The organism is Pseudomonas sp. TH43 (assembly GCF_016650635.1).
GTDB lineage: Bacteria > Pseudomonadota > Gammaproteobacteria > Pseudomonadales > Pseudomonadaceae > Aquipseudomonas.
This window is the reverse complement of sequence record NZ_JAEKFI010000004.1, coordinates 153,811-172,184: the sequence shown is the minus strand read 5'-3', so window position 1 is coordinate 172,184 and position 18,374 is coordinate 153,811. Positions and strand designations below refer to the sequence as shown.

Annotated in this window: 15 protein-coding genes; 8 read left to right on the top strand and 7 right to left on the bottom strand. The window is 59.8% G+C overall.

Annotated elements, in window-relative coordinates; genetic code table 11:
• Window positions 1–13: 13 nt before the first annotated feature.
• From JFT81_RS17080 to gap, 6 genes are all read right to left on the bottom strand, one after another.
• Window positions 14–403: a YbaN family protein gene (locus JFT81_RS17080; protein ID WP_201228238.1), complete on the bottom strand. Its 390-nt coding sequence runs from the start codon at window positions 401–403 to the stop codon at window positions 14–16.
• Between the two features lie 164 nt (window positions 404–567).
• Window positions 568–1,176: a biliverdin-producing heme oxygenase gene (locus tag JFT81_RS17075; protein ID WP_201228237.1), complete on the bottom strand. Its 609-nt coding sequence runs from the start codon at window positions 1,174–1,176 to the stop codon at window positions 568–570.
• 112 nt (window positions 1,177–1,288) lie between these two features.
• Window positions 1,289–3,874, bottom strand: a complete 2,586-nt coding sequence (locus JFT81_RS17070) for a TonB-dependent receptor (protein ID WP_201228236.1) — start codon at window positions 3,872–3,874, stop codon at window positions 1,289–1,291.
• A 122-nt stretch (window positions 3,875–3,996) separates the two neighbouring features.
• Window positions 3,997–4,962, bottom strand: a complete 966-nt coding sequence (locus tag JFT81_RS17065; protein ID WP_201228235.1) for a FecR domain-containing protein — start codon at window positions 4,960–4,962, stop codon at window positions 3,997–3,999.
• 115 nt (window positions 4,963–5,077) lie between these two features.
• On the bottom strand, window positions 5,078–5,596 hold the full coding sequence (locus JFT81_RS17060) for a sigma-70 family RNA polymerase sigma factor (RefSeq protein WP_201228234.1): 519 nt from the start codon (window positions 5,594–5,596) through the stop codon (window positions 5,078–5,080).
• Between the two features lie 190 nt (window positions 5,597–5,786).
• On the bottom strand, window positions 5,787–6,788 hold the full coding sequence (gene gap / locus JFT81_RS17055) for a type I glyceraldehyde-3-phosphate dehydrogenase (protein WP_201228233.1): 1,002 nt from the start codon (window positions 6,786–6,788) through the stop codon (window positions 5,787–5,789).
• 220 nt (window positions 6,789–7,008) lie between these two features.
• Between gap and edd the strand changes: the two genes are divergently transcribed.
• The 4 genes from edd (at window position 7,009) to JFT81_RS17035 (ending at window position 12,150) form a co-directional block, all read left to right on the top strand.
• Window positions 7,009–8,835: a phosphogluconate dehydratase gene (edd, locus tag JFT81_RS17050; protein ID WP_201228232.1), complete on the top strand. Its 1,827-nt coding sequence runs from the start codon at window positions 7,009–7,011 to the stop codon at window positions 8,833–8,835.
• Complete coding sequence (locus JFT81_RS17045; RefSeq protein ID WP_201228231.1) at window positions 8,832–9,782, top strand: glucokinase; 951 nt, start codon at window positions 8,832–8,834, stop codon at window positions 9,780–9,782. Before edd ends, JFT81_RS17045 begins: the two co-directional genes overlap by 4 nt.
• 177 nt (window positions 9,783–9,959) lie before the next feature.
• On the top strand, window positions 9,960–10,691 hold the full coding sequence (locus tag JFT81_RS17040) for a response regulator transcription factor (protein WP_025112821.1): 732 nt from the start codon (window positions 9,960–9,962) through the stop codon (window positions 10,689–10,691).
• Window positions 10,681–12,150: an ATP-binding protein gene (locus JFT81_RS17035; RefSeq protein WP_201228230.1), complete on the top strand. Its 1,470-nt coding sequence runs from the start codon at window positions 10,681–10,683 to the stop codon at window positions 12,148–12,150. The genes JFT81_RS17040 and JFT81_RS17035 overlap by 11 nt, the downstream gene beginning before the upstream one ends.
• A gap of 64 nt (window positions 12,151–12,214) precedes the next feature.
• On the opposite strand, the gene JFT81_RS17030 is transcribed toward JFT81_RS17035, so the two are convergent.
• Window positions 12,215–13,375 (bottom strand): integrase core domain-containing protein, encoded by a 1,161-nt coding sequence (locus JFT81_RS17030; RefSeq protein WP_201228229.1) that lies wholly within the window; start codon window positions 13,373–13,375, stop codon window positions 12,215–12,217.
• A 358-nt stretch (window positions 13,376–13,733) separates the two neighbouring features.
• On the opposite strand from JFT81_RS17030, the gene JFT81_RS17025 reads away from it, so the two are divergent.
• The 4 genes from JFT81_RS17025 to JFT81_RS17010 all read left to right on the top strand — a co-directional run bounded on the left by JFT81_RS17025 (window position 13,734) and on the right by JFT81_RS17010 (window position 18,372).
• Window positions 13,734–14,993, top strand: a complete 1,260-nt coding sequence (locus JFT81_RS17025; protein WP_201228228.1) for an AGE family epimerase/isomerase — start codon at window positions 13,734–13,736, stop codon at window positions 14,991–14,993.
• A 118-nt stretch (window positions 14,994–15,111) separates the two neighbouring features.
• Window positions 15,112–16,413, top strand: a complete 1,302-nt coding sequence (locus tag JFT81_RS17020; protein ID WP_201228227.1) for an ABC transporter substrate-binding protein — start codon at window positions 15,112–15,114, stop codon at window positions 16,411–16,413.
• A 212-nt stretch (window positions 16,414–16,625) separates the two neighbouring features.
• Window positions 16,626–17,534, top strand: a complete 909-nt coding sequence (locus tag JFT81_RS17015; protein WP_008082808.1) for a sugar ABC transporter permease — start codon at window positions 16,626–16,628, stop codon at window positions 17,532–17,534.
• Window positions 17,527–18,372 carry a carbohydrate ABC transporter permease gene (locus tag JFT81_RS17010; RefSeq protein ID WP_007917872.1) on the top strand — a complete coding sequence of 282 codons (846 nt, stop codon included), beginning with the start codon at window positions 17,527–17,529 and terminating at the stop codon, window positions 18,370–18,372. The genes JFT81_RS17015 and JFT81_RS17010 overlap by 8 nt, the downstream gene beginning before the upstream one ends.
• Window positions 18,373–18,374 lie beyond the last annotated feature (2 nt).

The following is an 18,374-nucleotide window of genomic DNA, read 5'->3' as shown; positions in this document are numbered from 1 at the left end:
TGTGGTGAGGGGATCAAGGGGATAGGGTTTCCGGGCGCGACCAGATCCACAGGTTGCCCAGACTCATCCCGGCAATTGCCAGATAAACCGGCCAGCCGTGATCGAGCATCACCAGCATCAAGGTCGCGCACAGCAGCATGCTCACCGTGGCACTGACCTTGGCCTTGCGCGCAATGATCCTGCCGTTGCGCCAGTTGAAGAGGATCGGCCCGAACAGGCGATGGTTTTCCAGCCAGGCACTCAGGCGCGGCGAACTGCGGGTCGCGGCCCATGCGGCGAGAAGGATGAACTCGGTGGTCGGCAGGCCGGGCACGACGATGGCGATCAGGCCAATGCCGAGGCTGACGTAGGCCAACAAGCCGAACAGCAGGCGGGCGAGTTTCGAGGAGGCTGGTTGCGGCATGGGCTCAGCGGATTGCTTCTGAAGCGGAATGGAGATCTTACAGGCTTACGCGGCCCCTTGTCGGAGCAAGGCTTGCCCGCGAAGGCGGCGGGTCAGTCAACGGTGATGTTGAATGGGCTGACGCCTTCGCGGGCAAGCCTTGCTCCGACAAGGGGTGTGTTGCTTCAGGCCGGTTCGGCTTCTGTGGCGTAAGCCTGTTCCAGCAGCACGGTGAAACGGTTGAACGCGTCAATCGCGCCTTGCTCGACTTCAGCCTCTTCCTGGGCCGTGAACTGCAGCGAGTCGAGGGTTCTGACAAAGCTCTTCCAGCCTTCGGCACGGCCACCTTCTGGCTCGCCGAGGTGACGGGCGCCAAAGTTTTCGCTCAACTCCAGCGCCACGGCGCGTTTGATCAGGAATGCAGCGCCGAGCTTGGAACCTTCGGAGACGAAGATCCAGCCCAATGCACGGGCCTTGCCCGGGTTTTTCACCGCGCCGGCCACTGGCGCCGGGACTTCGGTGTGCAAGTCTGCGAGGTCTGCCTTGGCCGCTTCGGCGCGGCAACGCGCTGGCAGGTCAGGCACGATCGCGGTCAACTCGGCATCGTTGTACAAGTCGACCAGTTCCGACTGAAACAAGTACTGCGCGACGACGAAACGAGCGAAGTTGGCGCGGGTCTCGAACGGCGCATGCGCCTTCACCAGCGCATCGAGCTTGGTGTGCGGCTCGTTGGTGATCTGGTTCAAGCGTTGCGAACGCAGGGCAGGGCGTTGTTCGGTGTCTTGAGCTGTCATGAGGAGTCCTTGAGAAAAAGAGGCGCTTGTTAACGAGACGAACCACATCACGCCAGAGCGTAAAAAAACCTCACTGCGCGGTGAGTCAACACGCGCAGTGAGGTCGACCGGATCAGATGTCCCAGATCAGGTTGATCGCGAAGTTGCGGCCCGGCTGGGTCAGGCGGTCAAGGTTGGCCGGTTGTGTGACCGAGGCCTCGCCGACGCTGTCGTATCCGCGCACGTCATCCCACAGCCAGTATTTCTTGTCGGTCAGGTTGTAAATGCCGCCGCTGACGGTGACGTCGTCGGTGACTTTGTAGTACCCGGCCAGATCAAGAATGCCGAAGCCTGGCGACTTGAACTGATTGCTGACGCCATCCGGCGACTTGAAGTTGCTGTCGTCGACGCGATCCTTTTTCTTCACCATGGTCCAGCTCAGCAGGCCGCCGTAGTTGTCCTGGTCGTAACCCAGGCCGAACACGCCGGTCAGCGGGTTGACGCTGTTGAGCGGCTCGCCGTTGTCGTTGTTGCGACCGTAGGCGTAGGCAATCGAGCCTTGGGTGTAGAGGCCTTGCGGGGCGCCAAAGGAGTCCAGGTTCAGACGACCTTTGACTTCCGCACCCTTGATGGTCGCGTGCTTGATGTTGCTCGACTGGAAGGTCAGCTCGCTATAGCCGGGGGTGACGGCATCTTCGTTGATGAAGTCGCGGTACTTGTTATAGAACACCGCCACATCGAACGAGCCTTGTTCGAAGTTGCCGCGCAGACCGGTTTCGTAGCTTTTGCTCTTCTCCGGTTCGAGGTCCGGGTTCGGCGCGACGTTGTAGCCGGTGGTGCTGTTTTCGAAACGACCGTACAGCGCTTTCGCCGTCGGGGTGCGGAAGCCTTCGGCGTATTGACCGTACCAGGTGTAGTTCTCGGTCAGGGCGTAGGTCAGGCCGAATTTCGGCGAGACTTTGTGCCAGGTCTTGTTCTCGTCGCTGACCGTGCCCTGGCCATCCGCCGCCACGGTGTTGAGGAATTCCTCGGTGATGTGCGGCTTGAGCTGCGTGTAGTCGTAGCGCAGGCCTGGCAGGAAGGTCCAGTTGTTCCAACTGATCTGATCCTGGGCAAACAGGCTATAGGTATTGATGGTCGGGTCGGGGAAGTCGCTGGCCTTCTTCAATACATCCGCCGGACTGACCGCGCCGATCTGGCGGCAACTGCCGAGGACTGCGACACAGGTGCCGTTGCCACTGCGCGAACCGGTGACTTTCTGCTGCTTGATGGTGGTGCCGTAAGTCAGCACGTGATCGGTGTCGCCGATGGCGAACGCCTTGTCCAGTTGCGCGTCGAAGACCCACTGTTTTTCTTCATAAATCGTGTCGCGGGTGCGCAACACTTTACGCGACATCGGGTAGTAGAACTCTTCGGTACTCTGATCGGTTTTGGCGATCTGGTGATTAAGGCTCCACTTCACGTTGTCGACCAGCAGGCTGTCGAGAGCAAAGCGGTGCTCGATGCCGAAACGTTCACGGGTGATGGTGTCGTTGCCGGTGCGCCACTGGTACATGCCGCCGGGCAGCATGCTGTTCGGGATTGTCGGGGCACCGTTGAAATACGGGCCGCCGTAGGCACTTTTCTGATCGGTGTCGCGATCATCCTTGTACTTTTCGTAGGTCAGGCCCAGGCGTGAATCTTCGTTGTAGTTCCAGCCGATCTTGGCCAGCACGTTGGTGGCTTTGACGTCTTCCGGGTTGGCGGCGGTGCGCTCAAGGCCAGTGCCGTTGTTGCTGCCGTAGGAATCGGTTTCGTGGCCGTCGCGCTGGCTGTAATGCAGCAAACCGTCGAACTGCTCGGCACGGCCGGCGACGGTGGCGGATTTCAGCCAGCTCTCATCGGCGGAGCTGTAGCCGGTTTTCAGCCGCGCGCCGACGTCTTTGCCCGGTTTGATGATGTCGTCGGCGTCGAGGGTGTAGTAGCTGACGGCGCCGCCGATGGCGTTGCTGCCGTACAGCACCGAGGCTGGGCCGCGAAGAATTTCCACGCGTTTGACGATTTCCGGGTCGACGTAATTGCGCTGGGTCTTGGCGTAGGGACCGTTGAAGAAACCGTCCGGTATTTCGACACCGTCAACCTGAGTGAGAATGCGGTCGCCGTCGATACCGCGGATGTTGTAGCCGCTGATACCGCCACGCTGACCGGCACCGCCGACCGAAACCCCCGGCTCGTAACGCACCAGATCCTTGATCGTGTTGACGTTGTTGCGGTCCAGATCCTCGCGGGTCTGCACGGTAACGCTGGCCGGCACGCTGCTGACCGACTGTTCCTGACGGGTAGCGCTGATGGTCACCTGATCAAGATTGAGGGTGCCGCTGTTGTTGCGTTTTTCCAGCACGACGTTGTTGTTGCTCAGCTTGCGGAAGCTCAGGTTGGTCCCCACCAACAGGCGCTCCAGGGCTTTTTCCGGTGGCAGCGAGCCGCGCACGCCCGGCGACGAGACGCCTTGACCCAGTTCTGCCGGCAGGCCGACTTGCCAACCGGTGACGGCGGTGAAGGCATTGAGCGCCGACACCAGCGGTTGCTGGCTGATGGAGAACGAGTAATCACCCATGTTGCGCGCGGGTTGCTCGGTGGCAGCCATCAGCGGTGCGGTGCCGGCCATGAGGATGGCAGCGGTCAGCAGCGACAATACGCGGGAAGGGGAAGAGGTCTGGCGGGTAAGGCGTGAGGACATCGATAGCGCTCCGTGTCGCACGAATCTTTATAGGTGCAGATTGGCATCGCGTGATGCGAATCAATTGCATTGGCTATAACTAGACGTACCTGCTTCGGCTATCGAGTAAAAATAATTCTCATTTAGTTCAAGATCACCAGCGCGGGGAATTCCTGCAAGCGCGCGGAGGTGATGTGGGCGAGGGAGCGGACGACGTCGAGCGGTTGATCGAGGCGGTAATTGCCGGTCACGGCGACGTCGGCCAATTGCTCGTTGTTGTTGATGATCCAGCCCGGATAGTAGCGGCGCAGTTCGGCCAGCACCTGGTTCAACGGGCAGTTCTCGAACACCAGTCGGCCCTGTACCCAGGCCAGATCAGTGGCGGCATCGAGTTTGGCCGGGCGGTCGAAACCGTTAGGGCCGATGCGAATGCTTTCCCCCGCCGACAAGCGCACGTGGCTATCGTTGTGCGTCGCGCGCAAATCGACATCGCCGCGTTGCACGTTGACCTGCGCCACGCCATCGAGATAACGCACGGCGAATGCGGTGTCGCGCACGCTGGCCTTGACCGGGCCGGCATCGATTTCCAGCGGTTGATTGCGGCTGCCAGCCACTTCGAAAAATGCTTCGCCCTGGTACAGCCGCGCGACGCGCTGTTGATCGTTGATGGTGCTGGAGAATGCGGAGTTGGTGTTGAGCAGGACTTTCGAGCCGTCCTCCAGTTGCAGGCGCTGGCGCTCACCGACCACGGTCAGATGATCGGCCTGAAGGCGCATCGGCAAATTACTGAAACTGAACAGACCGAGAACCAGCACCGCCGCGGTGGCCAGCGGTTTCCAGTGCGGGCGCAAGCGTCGGAGGAAGGTGACTTTCGCCGGTTTCAACGCCAAGCTTTGCGCGCACTGGGCGACTTGCGGGCCGTCCCAGATCGCCTGCGCCTTGGTGAACGCCTCGGCATTCAAGGGATCAGCCGCCAGCCAGGCATGGAACTGCCGGGTCTGTTCCTCGTCCGGGCTGCCGAGCACGATGAGCCAGTCCAGCGCCTGGTCCATTGCGTTTGCAGCGTCCTGCGCCGAGTCTGGCGAAGGCGAGCGGTGGGTGTCCGTCACGGTGTTTCCTCGGCGGTGTCTGCGCACGGCTGTTTTTTTAAGTGAAGCGTAAAGTCGGGCAAGGGTAACAAAGCCCAATGATCAGTGCAGTCGATCCTGATGTGTGCCGGATCGTTCAGTCGCCATTCAGGCGTTCGGCAACGCCAATGCAAATGGACATGATCAGTTTCAATTCTTTCTGCACGGTGCTGAGGGAAACGCTCAGTTCATCGGCGATTTCCTGATAGCTGTGCCCGTGCAGGCGGCTGAGGATGAAAATCTGCTGCTGACGGGCGCTGAGTTCACTGAGGCTCACGTTCAAGCGCTCCAGCATCTGTTCGGCGTGGGCGGCGTCTTCGGCGCTGCTGGCGGGGGCGGCAATGCTGTGCACGACATCCTGCGGGACGTCGTCAACCATCGTCCGTGAATGAATCTTGCGCGCACGCAAATGGTCCAGGGCCAGATTGCGCGCAGTCTGGAAAACAAAGGGTTCAAGATGATCGATGGCCCGCTCGCTCAGCGCCCGCGTCACGCGCAGGTAGGTTTCCTGCAGCAGGTCTTCAGCGGTGCTGTGATTGTTGACCATCCGTTCCAGCGTGCGCAGAAGTGAGGTGCGCTGGGTGAGGAAGACGTGGTTGAAGCGCGATTGACTCACGGGGGAACCTGATCCATTTCGAGCGAATGATAATGCTTATCATCTGCCCGTTTGGTCAAGCCTTGATTTTGAATTGAAATCGAAAACCTGTGGGAGGTGGGGTGCTCGCGAAAGCGCTGTATAAGCCAACATGAATGTTGAATGACAGATCGTATTCGCGAGCAGGCTCGCTCCCACTGGGATTGGGAATTTATTCCGCGTTACACAGCGCCAGGCAGTTATCCAGCATGCGGTTGGAGAAGCCCCATTCGTTGTCGTACCAAGCCAGTACTTTCAGCAATTTGCCGCTGGATTTGGTGTGGTTGGCGTCGAAGATCGACGACAGCGGGTTGTGGTTGAAGTCACTGGAAACCAGCGGCAACGTGTTGTAACCCAAAATTTTCGAATGCTGGCTCGCGGCTTTCATCAGCGCGTTGACTTCTTCGGCGCTGGCTTCTTTTTTCAGTTGCACGGTCAGGTCCACCAGCGACACATTGATCACCGGCACCCGCACGGCCATGCCGGTCAGTTTGCCCGCCAGCTCCGGCAGAACCAGGCCCACCGCTTCGGCGGCGCCGGTCTTGCTCGGGATCATGTTCTGCGTGGCCGAACGCGCGCGGTACGGGTCGGTGTGGTAGACGTCGGTCAGGTTCTGGTCGTTGGTGTAAGCATGAATCGTGGTCATCAGACCGCTTTCGATTCCCAGCTCGCGGTGCAGCACCTGCGCCACCGGCGCCAGGCAGTTGGTGGTGCACGAAGCGTTGGAGATGATCTGGTGCGACTGGCGCAAAATGTCGTGGTTCACACCGTAAACCACAGTGGCGTCGGCGCCTTTGGCCGGTGCCGAGATGATCACTTTGCGTGCGCCGGCAGTAATATGCGCAGCGGCTTTGGCCCGGTCGGTAAAGAGACCGGTGCATTCGAATACCACGTCGATTTTTTCCGCAGCCCATGGCAACTCGGCCGGGTTGCGGATAGCGCTGACTGCAATGCGGTCGCCGTTGACCGTCAGGCTTTCGTTGTCATGTTCGACCTGTGCGTCGAATGTGCCGTGAACGGTGTCGTATTTGAGCAGATGAGCGTTGATCGAGCTGTCGCCCAAATCGTTGATGGCGACGATCTGCAAATCCTGTCGATAGCCTTGGGTATACAGTGCGCGTAGGACATTACGGCCGATGCGGCCAAAACCATTGATTGCGATTCGTAGAGTCATGGAACAGCGCCGCCGTCGTTTTGTTGTTGGAATTACAAGATTATTCGCATAAAAATAGAAAACAAGCCTTTTTAGTGGCAATATTTTGTTTTATCTACAACGAGTGACCTGAATCAACTGGTCCGAATGGTCAAAAAAACCGTCTGTCATTCCAACGACAACGGTGTTTGATCAGCATAGACAATCAGGTCGCCACATCCGTTAGCCTGGAGTTCTACACATGCATCCCCGCGTTCTTGAGGTCACCGAACGGCTTATCGCCCGCAGCCGCGCCACGCGTCAGGCTTACCTTGCACTGATTCGCGGCGCCGCGACGGATGGCCCGATGCGCGGCAAGCTGCAATGCGCCAACTTCGCCCATGGCGTGGCCGGCTGCGGCAGCGAAGACAAGCACAGCCTGCGGATGATGAACTCGGCGAACATCGCCATTGTTTCTTCATATAACGACATGCTCTCGGCGCATCAGCCGTACGAAGTGTTTCCCGAGCAAATCAAGAATGCCCTGCGCGAAATCGGCTCGGTCGGCCAGTTCGCTGGCGGCACTCCGGCGATGTGCGACGGCGTGACCCAGGGCGAGCCAGGCATGGAGCTGAGCCTGCCGAGCCGCGAAGTGATCGCCATGTCGACCGCTGTGGCGCTGTCGCACAACATGTTCGATGGCGCGCTGATGCTCGGCATCTGCGACAAAATCGTGCCAGGCCTGATGATGGGTTCGCTGCGCTTCGGTCATCTGCCGACGATCTTCGTACCGGGCGGGCCGATGGTCTCGGGGATTTCCAACAAGGAAAAAGCCGACGTGCGGCAGAAATACGCCGAAGGCAAGGCAACCCGCGAAGAGCTGCTGGAATCGGAGATGAAGTCCTACCACAGCCCGGGCACCTGCACTTTCTACGGCACTGCCAACACCAACCAGTTACTGATGGAAGTCATGGGCCTGCACTTGCCGGGCGCCTCTTTCGTCAACCCGAACACGCCGCTGCGTGATGCGCTGACCCGCGAAGCCGCGCATCAAGTGACGCGCCTGACCAAGCAGAACGGCAACTTCATGCCAATCGGCGAAATCGTCGACGAGAAGTCGCTGGTCAACTCGATCGTCGCGCTGCACGCCACCGGTGGCTCGACCAACCACACCCTGCACATGCCGGCCATCGCCATGGCTGCGGGCATTCAACTGACCTGGCAGGACATGGCCGACCTCTCTGAAGTCGTGCCAACCCTGAGCCACGTTTATCCGAACGGCAAAGCTGACATCAACCACTTCCAGGCCGCGGGCGGCATGTCATTCCTGATCCGCGAACTGCTTGCTGCAGGCCTGCTGCACGAAGACGTCAATACTGTCCTGGGCCACGGCTTGAGCAAATACACCAAAGAGCCATTCCTCGATAACGGTGAATTGGTCTGGCGCGAAGGCCCGGTCGACAGCCTCGACGAAAACATCCTGCGTCCAGTCGCGCGCGCGTTCTCCACGGAGGGCGGTTTGCGCGTGATGGAGGGCAACCTCGGTCGCGGTGTGATGAAGGTTTCGGCCGTGGCGCTGGAAAACCAGATCGTCGAAGCACCGGCGATGGTGTTCCAGGATCAACAGGATTTGGCCGACGCCTTCAAGGCTGGCCTGCTGGAAAAAGATTTTGTCGCGGTGATGCGCTTCCAGGGCCCGCGCTCCAACGGTATGCCCGAGTTGCACAAGATGACGCCGTTCCTTGGCGTGCTGCAGGATCGCGGCTTCAAAGTCGCATTGGTGACGGACGGACGTATGTCCGGCGCTTCGGGGAAAATCCCGGCGGCGATCCACGTCAGCCCGGAAGCTTATGTCGGCGGTGCTTTGGCGCGCGTGCAAGAGGGCGATATCATCCGCGTCGATGGCGTCAAAGGCACCTTGGAGCTTAAGGTGGACGCCGACGAATTTGCTGCGCGCGAACCCGCCAAAGGCCTGTTGGGCAACAACATCGGCAGCGGGCGCGAGCTGTTTGGTTTCATGCGTTTGGCCTTCAGCTCGGCGGAGCAGGGCGCCAGCGCCTTCACTTCTGCCCTGGAGACGCTTAATTGAAACTGGCTTTGGTCGGTGATATCGGAGGCACCAACGCGCGGTTCGCGTTGTGGAAAAACCAACAACTGGAATCGATTGAGGTCTTGGCTACCGCCGACCACGCCAGCCCGGAAGAGGCGATCAGCCTCTATCTGAGCGGGCTCGGTCTGGCGCCGGGTTCGATCGGTTCGGTGTGCCTGTCGGTGGCAGGTCCGGTCAGCGGCGATGAATTCAGGTTCACCAACAACCACTGGCGGCTGAGTCGCAAGGCGTTTTGCCAGGCCTTGCAGGTCGAGCAGTTGTTGCTGGTCAATGACTTCTCGGCGATGGCGCTGGGCATGACCCGATTGCAGCCTGACGAGTTTCGTGTGGTTTGCGAGGGTACGCCGGAGCCGTTGCGTCCTGCTGTGGTGATTGGGCCGGGCACTGGCCTTGGCGTCGGCACGTTGCTCGATTTGGGCGAAGGCCGGTTTGCCGCGTTGCCGGGCGAGGGCGGTCACGTCGATCTGCCGCTGAGCAGCCCGCGTGAAACACAGCTGTGGCAGCACATCCACAACGAGATTGGCCATGTCAGCGCGGAAACGGCGTTGAGCGGTGGTGGATTGCCGCGTGTTTACCGGGCGATCTGCGCGGTGGATGGTCACGAACCCAGGCTTGATACGCCGGAAGCCATCACGGCTGCGGGCCTCGCGGGCGACCCGATTGCGCTGGAAGTGCTGGAACAGTTCTGCTGCTGGCTCGGGCGTGTGGCCGGGAATAACGTACTGACTACTGGCGGTCGCGGCGGTGTGTACATCGTGGGTGGGGTGATTCCACGGTTTGCCGATTTCTTCCTCGAAAGTGGTTTCGCCCGCAGCTTTGCTGACAAAGGTTGCATGAGCGATTATTTCAAAGGCATTCCTGTGTGGCTGGTGACAGCGCCGTATTCCGGCCTCGTTGGCGCCGGTGTGGCGCTCGAACAGGCTTGAGACCGAGTCGCTTTCATCGCTGGCAAGCCAGCTCCCACAGGATTGAGGACATTCTCAGGATGTGTACAAGACCCTGTGGGAGCTGGCTTGCCAGCGATGGGGCCAGAACAGACAACAAATTTCCAAGGTTCATCAGGCATAATCCGCCCCAATTCCAACAACAAGGATGCCTTCGAAGTGAGCTCAGTCAACAAGTCGATATTGTTGGTCGATGACGACCAGGAAATACGCGAGTTGCTGGAAACCTACCTGACCCGCGCCGGGTTTCAGGTGCGGGCCACCGCCGATGGCGCCAGTTTCCGCCAGGCACTCAATGAGGCGCCGAGCGATCTGGTGATCCTCGACGTCATGCTGCCCGACGAAGATGGCTTCAGCCTCTGCCGTTGGGTGCGTCAGCATCCGCGTCAGGCGCAGGTGCCGATCATCATGCTCACCGCCAGTTCCGACGAAGCCGACCGCGTGATCGGTCTGGAACTCGGTGCCGACGACTACCTCGGCAAACCCTTCAGCCCCCGCGAACTGCAAGCGCGCATCAAGGCATTGCTGCGTCGTGCGCAATTTGGCCAGGAACGCAGTGGCAGTGAGGTGCTGGCGTTCGACGAGTGGCGGCTCGACATGGTCAGCCATCGGCTGTTCCACACTGATGGCGAAGAAGTGATCCTGTCCGGCGCCGACTTCGCCCTGCTGAAACTGTTCCTCGATCACCCGCAGGAAATCCTCGACCGCGACACCATCGGCAACGCTACCCGTGGCCGCGATCTGATGCCGCTCGATCGCATCGTCGACATGGCGGTGAGTCGCTTGCGCCAACGCCTGCGCGACACGGAAAAACCGCCACGGCTGATCCGCACCGTGCGCGGTAGCGGTTACCAACTGGCAGCCAACGTGGTTGCCGGCAATGGTCACTGAGTCGCTGCGTAAACTTGCCGCCAAGGTGCCGGTGCCGCGCTCGCTGCTCGGGCGGATGCTCCTGCTGACCTTGCTCGCGGTGTTGTTCGCACAGACGTTATCCAGCGTGATCTGGGTGTCGCAATTGCGCGCCACCCAGCTCGAAGGCCTGGTCACCAGCGCCCGCAGCCTTGCCCATTCGATGACCGCCAGCGTCAGCTATTTCCGCTCATTGCCGGTGGCGTATCGGCCGTTGGTGCTCGACCAGTTGCGCAGCATGGGCGGCACCCGGTTCGTGGTGACGCTCAACGATAAACCGTTGGGTATGGACGTGCTACCGGTCACGCCGCGTAAAGCGGCGGTGATGAAAGCGGTGGATGAAGTCCTGCGCCAGACCCTGGGCAATGACACCGATATTTCGGTGACATTTGTCAGCCCCGAAGACCTGCGGATTTTCAACGCCGGGTTGAAACTTGATGAACTGCCGCGTTCCTGGGCGCATTACGCCTTGACCCTTGAGCCGGTGAACCCGCCGGTACTGGTCACGCAGATTCAAATGGCGCCGGGCGAATGGCTGTACATCGCCTCGCTGTTGCCCGAGCCGTACACCAGCCTGGAAGAACAAGGGCTGCCGTCGCAACAGGTGTGGTTCATCGTCCTAACCAGCGGCTTTTTGCTGCTGTTCATCGGCCTGCTGGTGCACTGGCAGAGTCGGCCGCTCAAGCGTCTGGCGCGTGCCGCGCGGGATATGTCGCTGGGCGCCGACGTCGAGCCGGTGGCTGAGGGCGGCGGCAGCGAAGTGGTGGAAGTGGGCCGCGCGTTCAACAGCATGCGCGAACGCATCAGCCGTTACCTGACCGAACGCAGCCAATTGTTCAGCGCGATTTCCCATGACCTGCGCACGCCGATCACGCGTTTGCGCTTGCGCGTCGAGTTGCTTGAGGACGAGGCGTTGCAAGCGAAGTTCGGCCGTGATCTGGATGAGCTGGAGCTGCTGGTCAAAGGCGCGCTGCAATGCGTGAAAGACACCGATATCCACGAGAACATCGAACCGGTGGATCTCAACCATGTGCTCGATTGTCTGGTCGAGCCGTATCTGGCGCCCAACGGCAATGGTCGCGTGACCCAGCACGGGCGTGCGCTGGCGGCGTATTCGGGCAAGCCTTTGGCGTTGAAGCGTTGCATTGGCAACCTGATCGACAACGCGCTGAAGTATGGGCAGAACGCGCATTTGCATATCGATGACGATGAGAGTGCGTTTGTCCTGCACGTCGACGATGAAGGGCCGGGGGTGCCGGAGCAGCGGCTGGAGCAGGTGTTCGAGCCGCACTTTCGCTTGGCGGGGCAGCAGCAGGGTTATGGGCTTGGTCTCGGGATCGCGCGCAACATTGCCCATAGCCATGGTGGTGAGGTGACGTTGCAGAATCTGCGTGAGGGTGGCTTGCGCGTGACCCTGCAACTGCCGCGTTCGGCGGATTGAGTCAAAAGCTTTCCCTCACTGTAGAGACCGGTACATCCTTTACACATTAGACCGGGGACATCGTTTACACCTTTTCCAGGCTTGCTACGCGTTTAGCGCCGCGTTCAAGCCTGCCTAAACAGAAGGTGCAAAAGTACAACTCCCACACATCATCAGCCACCTCCTTCAGCGCGATCTCTTCGCCGATCAGTGCCTCTCCCAGAAAAATCAGCTGTCCTTTCCATTTGAACTCTCCGTTCGAACGAACCTTACGCACTTCAACGTCAGTGCCGTATTCAACCGCTGGCAGGTAACCGGGGTAGGGTCGTAACGACGGGCTATACACCGAAGCAGGTGGCTTCATGTCCAACGCGGTGTGCGGTCGAACCTGATTGAAGTCCTGGATGAAATCCTCAAAGGCCAATTGCTGGCGCACAAGATTTTCCGCAGGTGTTCGTAATACCGCTGCTTTCAGCGTTCGGTGCATCCGTTCGTGCCGGCCATTTTGGTCGGGACGGCCAGGCGTAATTGTCTCGACGTGAATTCCGTGCCTGATGAACCACACCGACAACTTCGATAAACGCGCCAAACCCGTTGATGCGAAGGGAGCGCCATTGTCCGTGCGAATCACATCCGGCAACCCAAACTCCCGGAAGGCCCACTCGAAGCCCTGCCGCGTCGGCTCCCCATGCGTGCTGGGCAATGCCCGGCAAAGCAGCAGATAGCGACTCATCTGGTCGGTAATGGTCAGCGGATAGCACCAATTGCCATCCTGCATTTTGAATTGCCCTTTGTAATCGGCACACCAGGTCTGATTGGGTTGATCGACCGGACGCAAATGCGTCGGAGCGCGTGGGCGCACGGGATAGGGGCGCCGCGCGGTGACCAGACCAGCCTTCTTCAACCATATCCCGGCGGTACTCGCGGCCGGCCAGTGGATATCCGGATCGGAGACGCGCAGACGATCAATGATCTGCTTAGGCCCCCGATCGGGATGCTCGTTTTTCTTGGTCAGCAGCGTGGCTATGATTTCGTCGGGCGTTTGATGAGGGCAATTCAATGGCTTACGCGATTGCTCTTTCAAGCCGTCCACGCCCAGTGCTGCATACCGTTCCAGCCACTTGTCGATGGTTGGACGGCTGACGCCATAGCGCCGACTTAATTGGCTTTTGGTGTAACTGCCGCCAAGCCAGTCGCTGACTAACTTCACTCGTTGATCCATTGGGGACTCTTGATTCCAGGGCATGGTCAGCACCTCCTGACCATGATTGATACCTGTAAACCATGTCCCCGGTCTCAAACGTAAAGGATGTACCCGGTCTTTACCCACCCTAGCCCTCTCCCAGAGGGAGAGGGGACTGATCGGGGGATGCTGCAGAGATACGCCGACCTGGAAGTCCGGTAGCGAATCCATAATCGACTCGATGTGACAGGTTGGCGGATAGCTCGGCACCACTCGGTCGGCCCCCTCTACCTCTGGGAGAGGGCTGGGGTGAGGGCTGTTCTTTGTCACGGATCGGTGACAAAACCCGCCCCCTTCGTTACAAGCCCGCCCCGGCCCGTTGTTTAGACTCCCGCAGTCATAACAACAAAAAAGGCCACCCATGGATCTCTTCCAACCCGGCTTCAGCAGTTGGCTGAACGCCCCTGCCCACCAGCAATGGCTCGCCGCCGAAGGCCTGCGCCTGCTGGAATTCGCCAAGGCGTCCAAACTGCCCGAAGGTTTCGGCAACCTCGACGAACGCGGCCATCTCCCCGCGAACGCGCAAGCCGAAACCATGAACACCGCGCGCATGACCCACAGCTTCGCCATGGCCCATATTCAAGGCTTGCCGGGTTTCGCCGAACTGGTTGATCACGGCATTGCCGCCCTGCGCGGGCCATTGCGTGATGCGCTGCACGGTGGCTGGTTCGCCGTCGCCGAACACCGCGATGACAACACCGGCAAAAACGCCTATCTGCATGCCTTCGTCGCCCTGGCCGCCAGTTCGGCCGTGGTCGCCAAACGCCCCGGCGCACAGGCATTGCTGGATGACGCCATCGACATCATCGACACCTGTTTCTGGAGCGAAGAAGAGGGCGCCATGCGCGAATTCTTCAACCGCGACTGGAGCGAAGAAGAAGCCTATCGCGGCGCCAACAGCAACATGCACGCGACCGAGGCATTCCTCGCGCTGGCCGATGTCACCGACGACACGCGCTGGCTGGTGCGTGCGCAACGTATCGTCGAGCGGGTGATTCACGGTCACGCTGCCGCCAACGGTTACATGGTCATCGAGCATTTCGATCGCGACTGGCAACCGCTGCGCGAATACAACCATGACAATCCCGCCGACGGTTTCCGTCCTTACGGCACCACCCCAGGCCATGGTTTCGAGTGGGCGCGGCTGTTGCTGCACCTCGAAGCGGCGCGGGTGCAGGCGGGTATGCTCACGCCGGGTTGGCTCGCCACCGACGCGCAAAAACTCTTCGAGAACAACTGCCGCAACGGCTGGGACGTCGATGGTTTGCCGGGCATCGTCTACACCCTCGACTGGGGCAACAAAGCCGTCGTCCGCCATCGCCTGCACTGGACGCACGCCGAAGCCAGCGCTGCTGCCAGCGCCCTGCTCAAACGCACTGGCGATGAGCAATACGAAACCTGGTACCGGCTGTTCTGGGAATTCTGCGAGGTGAATTTCATCGACCGCTGCGATGGCAGTTGGCACCACGAACTCAATCCGCAAAACACCCCAAGCGCCGATATCTGGGCGGGAAAACCCGATCTGTATCACGCCTGGCAAGCCGTGCTGATCCCTCGTCTACCCTTGTCACCGAGTATGGCGACTGCTTTGGCGCAGTTGTCCCAGAGCAGTCCTGTGTAACCATGTGGTGACATTCGCGCGTCCCTTCGTTACCTGCGAAGGGAATCGCCCTGTTTAAACTCCTGTGCAGCGCAAGCACCAGACTTGCATGCATAACAACAAGAAAGGTACATCTCAGATGAATGCGATTTCTCGCCTCGCTACTGTCATTTCTGTCGCCTCCCTGTTCCCGCTCGCAATTCTGCCTCTCAGTGTTTCCGCTGCCGAATCCAAAGGTTCGGTTGAAGTCGTGCACTGGTGGACGTCCGGTGGCGAAAAAGCTGCCGTTGATGTGCTCAAGGCCCAAGTCGAAAAAGACGGTTTCACCTGGAAAGACGGCGCTGTCGCCGGTGGTGGCGGTGCGACCGCCATGACCGTGCTGAAAAGCCGTGCCGTTGCCGGTAACCCGCCAGGCGTTGCCCAGATCAAGGGCCCGGACATTCAGGAATGGGCGTCGACCGGTTTGCTCGACACCGACGTCTTGAAAGACGTTGCCAAAGAAGAGAAGTGGGACAGCCTGCTCGACAAGAAAGTCTCCGATACCGTGAAGTACGACGGTGATTACGTGGCCGTGCCGGTGAACATTCACCGTGTGAACTGGCTGTGGATCAACCCGGAAGTCTTCAAGAAAGCCGGTATCACCAAGAACCCGACCACCCTCGAAGAATTCTACGCTGCGGGCGACAAGCTGAAAGCCGCGGGCTTCATTCCGCTGGCCCACGGCGGTCAGCCTTGGCAGGACAGCACCGTGTTCGAAGCCGTGGTGCTTTCGGTCATGGGTGTCGATGGTTACAAGAAAGCCCTGGTTGATCTGGACAACGGCGCGCTGACCGGTCCGGAAATGGTCAAGGCGCTGACCGAGCTGAAGAAAGTCGCGACCTACATGGACGTCGACGGCAAAGGCCAGGACTGGAACCTGGAAGCGGCCAAAGTCATCAACGGCAAGGCCGGCATGCAGATCATGGGTGACTGGGCCAAGTCCGAATGGACCGCCGCCAAGAAAGTCGCCGGCAAGGATTACGAGTGCGTAGCGTTCCCGGGCACCGACAAGGCGTTCACCTACAACATCGACTCGCTGGCGGTGTTCAAGCAGAAAGACAAGGGCACTGCTGCCGGTCAGCAGGACATCGCCAGAGTCGTGCTGGGTGAAAACTTCCAGAAAGTCTTCAGCATCAACAAAGGCTCGATCCCGGTTCGCAACGACATGTTGAACAACATGGACAAGCTCGGCTTCGACTCCTGCGCACAAACCGCTGCCAAGGACTTCCTGGCGGATGCCAAATCCGGTGGTTTGCAGCCGAGCATGGCGCACAACATGGCGACCACGCTGGCCGTGCAAGGCGCGTTCTTTGATGTCGTGACCAACTACATCAACGACCCGAAAGCCGACCCGGCCGACACCGCCAAGAAACTCGGCGCAGCGATCAAGTCCGCCAAGTAATGCTTGGACCTGTAGGAGTGAGCTTTTGTGGTGAGGGGATTTATCCCCGTTGGGTTGCGCAGCGACCCCAGAAAGTTGCAGCGGCGCAGTTTCAGAAACACCGCATGCAATGGTTTTGCGACTGCTTCGCAGCCGAACGGGGATAAATCCCCTCGCCACAGGGCTCACTCCTACAGGGAAATGCCCTTGTCATCTTTATTCTGGATTTCCCCATGAGTTCTGTTGCTGTGTTCAGCAAGGCCTCGCCGTTCGATGCATTGCAGCGCTGGCTACCCAAACTGGTGCTGGCGCCGAGCATGTTCATCGTGCTGGTGGGCTTCTATGGCTACATCCTGTGGACGTTCGTGCTGTCGTTCACCACCTCGACGTTCCTGCCCAACTACAAGTGGGCCGGTCTGGCGCAATACGCACGGTTGTTCGACAACGACCGCTGGTGGGTTGCGAGCAAAAACCTCGCGGTGTTCGGTGGCATGTTCATCGGCATCACGCTGGTGATTGGTGTGCTGCTGGCGGTGTTCCTCGACCAGCGCATCCGTCGTGAAGGCTTTATCCGCACCATTTACCTGTACCCGATGGCGCTCTCGATGATCGTCACCGGTACCGCATGGAAATGGCTGCTCAACCCGGGCATGGGCCTGGACAAACTGTTGCGTGACTGGGGCTGGGAAGGCTTCCGTCTCGACTGGCTGATCGACCCTGATCGCGTGGTTTATTGCCTGGTGATCGCCGCTGTCTGGCAAGCCTCGGGCTTCATCATGGCGATGTTCCTTGCCGGCCTGCGTGGCGTTGATCAATCGATCATCCGTGCTGCACAGATCGATGGCGCGAGCATGCCGATGATCTACTGGAAAGTGGTGCTGCCAAGCCTGCGTCCGGTGTTCTTCAGTGCGGTAATGATCCTCGCGCATATCGCGATCAAGAGCTTCGACCTGGTCGCGGCGATGACCGCCGGTGGTCCGGGTTATTCCTCCGACCTGCCAGCGATGTTCATGTATTCCTTCACCTTCAGTCGCGGCCAGATGGGCATGGGCTCGGCCAGTGCGATTCTGATGCTCGGTGCGATCCTCGCGATCATCGTGCCTTACCTGTATTCCGAGCTGAGGACCAAGCGCAATGACTAGTCTCGCTGCCAAACCTGCTATCAGCCTGAGTCGCATCGCGATCTACGCGGTGCTGATCCTCGCCGTACTGCTTTATCTGGTGCCGCTGGTGGTCATGTTGCTGACCAGCTTCAAAACCCCGGAAGACATCAGCACCGGCAACCTGCTGAGCTGGCCAACCGTGGTCAGCGGCATCGGCTGGGTCAAGGCCTGGGCCACGGTTGACGGTTACTTCTGGAACTCGATCAAGATCACCGTTCCGGCGGTGATCATCTCCACCGCCATCGGCGCGTTGAACGGTTATGTGCTGTCGTTCTGGCGCTTCCGTGGTTCGCAGCTGTTCTTCGGTCTGCTGTTGTTCGGCTGCTTCCTGCCGTTCCAGACCGTGCTGCTGCCAGCCTCGTTCACCCTCGGCAAAATGGGCCTGGCAAGCACCACCACCGGCCTGGTGTTTATCCACGTGGTGTACGGTCTGGCGTTTACTACGCTGTTCTTCCGTAACTACTACGTGAGCATCCCGGATGCGCTGGTGAAAGCCGCACGCCTTGATGGCGCGGGTTTCTTCACGATTTTCCGGCGGATCATTCTGCCGATGTCGACGCCGATCATCATGGTCTGCCTGATCTGGCAGTTCACCCAGATCTGGAACGACTTCCTGTTCGGTGTGGTGTTCTCCAGCGGTGATTCGCAACCGATCACGGTGGCGCTGAACAACCTGGTCAACACCAGCACCGGCGCCAAGGAATACAACGTTGATATGGCAGCGGCGATGATCGCCGGCCTGCCGACCCTGCTGGTCTATGTGGTCGCAGGCAAGTATTTCGTGCGCGGGCTGACGGCCGGCGCAGTCAAGGGGTAATC